This is a genomic window from Desulforegula conservatrix Mb1Pa (assembly GCF_000426225.1).
Taxonomy (GTDB): domain Bacteria; phylum Desulfobacterota; class Desulfobacteria; order Desulfobacterales; family Desulforegulaceae; genus Desulforegula; species Desulforegula conservatrix.
Genome location: NZ_AUEY01000126.1, coordinates 1 through 5081 on the forward strand (window position 1 = coordinate 1; position 5081 = coordinate 5081).

3 protein-coding genes, 1 rRNA gene, 1 other RNA gene and 1 pseudogene are annotated in these 5081 nt (G+C 42.8%); all 6 read right to left on the reverse strand.

Annotated features, from left to right (window positions below):
- Nucleotides 1-207, reverse strand: a 16S ribosomal RNA gene (locus K245_RS0120490); the annotation flags it as partial.
- A 132-nt stretch (nt 208-339) separates the two neighbouring features.
- Nucleotides 340-1632, reverse strand: a complete 1293-nt coding sequence (gene tyrS / locus K245_RS0120495) for a tyrosine--tRNA ligase (protein WP_027360668.1) — start codon at nt 1630-1632, stop codon at nt 340-342.
- A 16-nt stretch (nt 1633-1648) separates the two neighbouring features.
- Nucleotides 1649-3214 carry a ribonuclease Y gene (rny, locus tag K245_RS0120500; protein ID WP_027360669.1) on the reverse strand — a complete coding sequence of 522 codons (1566 nt, stop codon included), beginning with the start codon at nt 3212-3214 and terminating at the stop codon, nt 1649-1651.
- A 121-nt stretch (nt 3215-3335) separates the two neighbouring features.
- A non-coding RNA gene (ssrS, locus tag K245_RS27515) (6S RNA) lies at nt 3336-3521 on the reverse strand.
- Between the two features lie 484 nt (nt 3522-4005).
- Entirely contained in the window at nt 4006-4767 is a 762-nt protein-coding gene (locus K245_RS25730; protein ID WP_051284499.1) for a sugar phosphate nucleotidyltransferase, read from the reverse strand.
- A gap of 108 nt (nt 4768-4875) precedes the next feature.
- Nucleotides 4876-5081 (reverse strand): annotated as a pseudogene (locus tag K245_RS28425) (hypothetical protein); the annotation flags it as partial.

Sequence of the window (5081 nt, forward strand, 5' to 3'; positions counted from 1 at the left end):
TCATCTACATAAACTCATTCACATAGACTTCATCCCGTATTAGCACACCTTTCGATATGTTATCCAAGATCCAAGGGTAGATTACCCACGCGTTACTCACCCGTGCGCCACTCTACTCGGCACCCGAAAGCGCCTTTCGCGTACGACTTGCATGTGTTAAGCACGCCGCCAGCGTTCATTCTGAGCCAGGATCAAACTCTCCAATTAATCCTTTTACTCTCTGCTGTCACTACTCTATACTACCAGGTTTTCAAAGATCAAACTTACGAGCTTTCCACTCGAATCTTGCGGATGGAATTCCGAAAGACTCGAGCTATCTATATCCTCAGCACTAATGTGTCAAGCACTTTTTTTGCATATGATTTTATGATAACGTTTTTTTCCTAAACGCACCAGAATCTCCGAGTCTTTAAAAGACCCTTCAGTCACTTTATCATCAACAGAAAGAGCTCTTTCAGAATTCAGATAAACCCCTCCCTGCTCTATCATGCGTCTCGCCTCGCCCTTGGATTTTACCAGCCCCATTGAATAAAGCAGATCAACCACGTTTATACCTTTTATAGCATCTGAATACAGAATCTCACTCGTTGGAACTGAGGAAGCTGATTCATCAGCTGGAGATCTATCTATTTGGCTTGAGGGCAAAATATCCGAAGGTATGGTTCTTCCCCCGAACAGGCTTGCAGCGGCTCTTACAGCATCATCTGCAGCCTGTCTCCCATGAGCCAGTCTTGTCGCTTCATATGCAAGAATGGATTTTACCGAATTTAGATCAGCGCCTTCAAGTTTCTTTACTTCCCGAATCTCGTCCATGGGCAAAAATGTAAACAATGCAAGGAATCTTTCCACGTCCTGATCATCCGAATTCACCCAGAACTGATAGTACTCGTAAGGAGTCGTTCTTTCAGGATCCAGCCAGACAGCACCTTTATGGGTCTTTCCCATCTTTATTCCGCTGCTTGTAGTTATTAGGGGGAAAGTAATTCCAAATGCCTGTTTTTGTGAAACTCTTCTCACAAGATCAACGCCAGCGACTATATTGCCCCACTGATCACTCCCTCCCATCTGAAGCATACAGTTGTGAGTTTCTGACAATTTCAGAAAGTCATAGGCCTGAAGAATCATATAATTGAATTCTATGAACGCGAGCCCCTCATCAGATTCAAGTCTCATCTTATAGCTTTCGGCCTTGATCATTCTGTTGACGCTAAAATACCTGCCTATATCCCTCAGGAAAGATATGTACTCCAGACCAAGCAGCCAGTCAGCATTATCTACAAGCTCAGCCCTGCCATCATTAAAATCTATGAATCTTGCAAGTTGGCCCTTTATCCCTGTCTTGTTCTCTTCAATTATCTCCGGAGTCAGAAGCTGACGCATTTCTGTCTTACCGCTCGGATCTCCAATCATACCTGTTCCGCCGCCAACAAGGGCTATCGGCTTGTGGCCACAGCGCTGCATATGAGCAAGAGACATTATTGGAACAAGACTTCCAACATGCAGACTCGAAGCCGTTGGATCAAATCCGATATAGCAGGATGCCGGGGGCTTTGACAAATACTCACGAAGCTCGTCTTCGTGAGTCGTGCTCTCAATAAATCCCCTCTCCTTAAGCACATCAAGCACATTCATCTTTACTTCACCTTTCTCATTTATTTGCATAGCCAACGGCTCTGGTTTCTCTAATTACAACGACCTTAATCTGACCAGGGAATGTAAGCGACTCCTCGATCTGCTTTGCTATATCAAGACTGAGCATAAGTGCGGTTTCATCTGTCACCCTGTCGCTTTCAACCATTACCCGAAGCTCCCTTCCAGCCTGAATAGCATAAGAGCTTGAGACTCCTTCAAAACCATTAGCTATCTTTTCAAGATCCTCAAGGCGGCGAACATAATTCTCAAGCAGTTCTTTTCTTGCTCCAGGTCTAGCACCTGATAGACTGTCGGCAGCCTGAACAAGCAAATCATAAACAGAGGAAGGCGGGATATCTTCATGATGGGCAGCAATTCCCTGAACGACCTTTGCTGTTTCTCCAAATTTTTTTGCGAGTTTTGAGCCTATTACTGCGTGTGGACCCTCAACTTCATGATCAATTGCTTTGCCGATATCATGAAGAAGGCCCATTCTCTTCGCTAATTTAACATTCAAGCCAAGCTCGGCAGCCATAATACCGCACAAAAATCCTACCTCAATAGAATGCTGAAGGACATTTTGAGCATAACTTGTTCTGTATTTAAGCCTTCCCAAAACTTTAATTAGCTCAGGATGAATTCCGTGCACACCAAGATCGAAAGCAGCTTGCTCTCCTGCTTCTTTAATGACTAAATCAACCTCTTCCTCAACTGATTTTACAACATCCTCTATTCTTCCTGGATGTATTCTTCCATCAGAAATCAGCTTCATCAAGGAAAGCCTTGCAACTTCTCTCCGCACAGGATTAAAGCCCGAAAGAATTACCGCCTCAGGAGTATCATCTATTATGAGATCAATACCTGTGGCAGCTTCAAGAGCCCTGATATTCCGGCCTTCTCTTCCTATAATACGACCCTTCATTTCATCGTTCGGCAATGGAACCACAGAAACTGTCCGCTCAGCAACAAAGTCACCAGAATAACGCTGTATTGCAGTGGCAATAATTTTCTTGGCTTCTTTATCAGCTTCTTCACGGGCCTCCTGTATCACTTTTTTTGCAAGTTTTGCGGCCTCGTACTTGGCCTCATTCTCCATGGAGCGCATCAGCATTTCTTTTGCCTGATCCGTAGTAAGACCGGATATTTTTTCAAGCTGAATCTTCTGTTCGGATATCAATCCTGTATATTCAGATTCTTTCTTTTCAATTTCCTCTTCTCTGGATTCAATATCTTTTTCCTTGGAAGAAAAATCTTTTTCCTTTTTTTCTATCTGCTCATTTTTCTTTTCTAGATTCTCTTCCTTCTGAATCAGACGTTTTTCCTGATTTTTTATCTCAGCTCTGGTCTCGGCAGTCTGGGCATCAAATTCGCTTTTCATTTTAAAAAGCCTGTCTTTTGCCTCTATCTGGGCCTCTTTGAGCAGAGTATCGGCCTTCCGCTGGGCTTCATCCACTATGATACGAGATTCTGCCTCTAAATGATGATAACGACGCTGTATTGTCTTAATTTTATTGTAATGAGCAATGGCAAAGCCAATCACAAATGATGCCAGTAGTAATATCGGGGTCAAAATAGGATCCATTCAGAAATCTCCAGTATAAACCAAATTATAAGTAAACCTGCGCAAGCAGGAAGTATATAACATTGAAGATTTTTGCAGAATGGAAAAGGTCTTGGATTTTGGGAAGGAATGGAACTGCTATCTAACCCCCGCCCAATGCCGTGTTGTAAGAGCTTTGAGCCGTTTTTGCTCATAGCGGGCGCTCTATGATTTTTTTAGGCTTTTCTGTACAAGCAGAACATGCACACCGAAATCAGTGAAAGCTCCCATTGTCTATTAAATCATTGGGTCAAAGGACATTAACCAATCACCAACAGGGCAGGGGTCAGAATTATATGGCTAATAAATACTCTATATCTGTGTGACAAGGCACACTGTATTTAGAACCTCGCTTTTTTATTTACTGCAGCTTATTTACTTGAAATTATACCAGCATACAGTCCTTTAGTCAAAGACAGAATACTTTACTGAAAAATCAGCAACTTTAGAAAGTAGCTATAATTCAAGCCCCTGCATTTTCAGAGTGTGCCTGACGGGCATAATTTTCAGACACCAATATGCAATAGCTGCCAGCGAGTTTTGCGCATATCCATAAGGGCTATAATACAGCCAAACCGCCTCGCTTAGTAACTTTATCCTGAAAAAATGATTCAAACTCAAAAACGGTATATATTATTAAGCTTTATCGACCTTTTCACATTGCCTGACAAAAGCCTTTACCAATATATAATAGGTAAGACCTCAACAAGTCAAGGCAATTCAGTTTTTGCGGGTGATGTCTCAATTTCGTATTTTTGCTATCTGGAAGGCAGTCAAAGACCACCCAATACAGCCGTGCTTGCATGCTGCTCTATGAAATTTAATTGTTCAACTGTGTTTACGCCGAATGCCTCAGCAGGATCAGGAGTATTGAACCTGCCGATTATGCGTCCTTCGGTATGCCCTATTTCTATGATATCAGTGAAATAGAACTCGTTTTGGGAGTTATTACGGCCAATTTTTTTAATGGCGTGCTCAAGAAATCCTGTGGACACACAGCATATTCCGGTATTAACCTCTTTGATTTTTTTATGTGCTAGATCTGCATCTTTTTCTTCAACAATCTTCAAGAAAACGCCCTGGTCGCAGGTTACTATGCGCCCATATCCTTCTGGATTGTCTATTATAGCAGTCAACATAGTAATGTCACAACTTTCATCGATATGACGCTTAATCAAAGACTTGATTGTATTGCCGCTTATAAGCGGGACGTCACCAAAAAGAATGACAACATCTGTTATATTTTTATCGATATACGGCAATGCGCATTTTACAGCATGACCCGTTCCAAGTTGCTCGGCCTGATCCGCAAACACCACGTCATAATTTGAGGCAACAGCTTTTTTTACCTTTTCGGATAGATATCCTACTACTACAACAATTTCATCACCCGCAGCTTTTTTTGCAGCCTCAATTACAAGGTGAATCATCGGTCGTCCTTTTATTGTATGCAGAACCTTTGGAAGATCTCCACCCATACGCGTACCTTTGCCGGCCGCAAGTATAATGCTCGCAAATTTTCTCTTATTTTTCATTGGCCACGCTCCCCCAAAAATCGAGTAGGGTGAAGCAGCTGATCAAGTCTGCTTCATCCCTCTCACAGAACCGTGCGTACGGGCCTCGTACACGGCTCTTGTTCATCCTTATCTCGTTGTAAAAAGAGGAAGCACTCCCGTTTGAATTTCATTCATCGCGAACAGTCCGATTTCTTCAAACCATTTGTTGGGCATTGCCCAGTGGCTGAGCTGACATGCCGAGTTCCGCCATGATGTCATTTTGATGCTCTGGAATTCGCCGCTATACCCCAGCTGCCTGAGCCGTCTGTGCAGTTTATTCGGTTTCTTCCATA

Excerpts from the sequence above, each read along its gene's own strand:
- tyrS (WP_027360668.1), bottom strand. The coding sequence starts at position 1,632 with ATGAATGTGCTTGATGTGCTTAAGGAGAGGGGATTTATTGAGAGCACG.
- K245_RS25730 (WP_051284499.1), bottom strand. The coding sequence starts at position 4,767 with ATGAAAAATAAGAGAAAATTTGCGAGCATTATACTTGCGGCCGGCAAA.
- rny (WP_027360669.1), bottom strand. The coding sequence starts at position 3,214 with ATGGATCCTATTTTGACCCCGATATTACTACTGGCATCATTTGTGATT.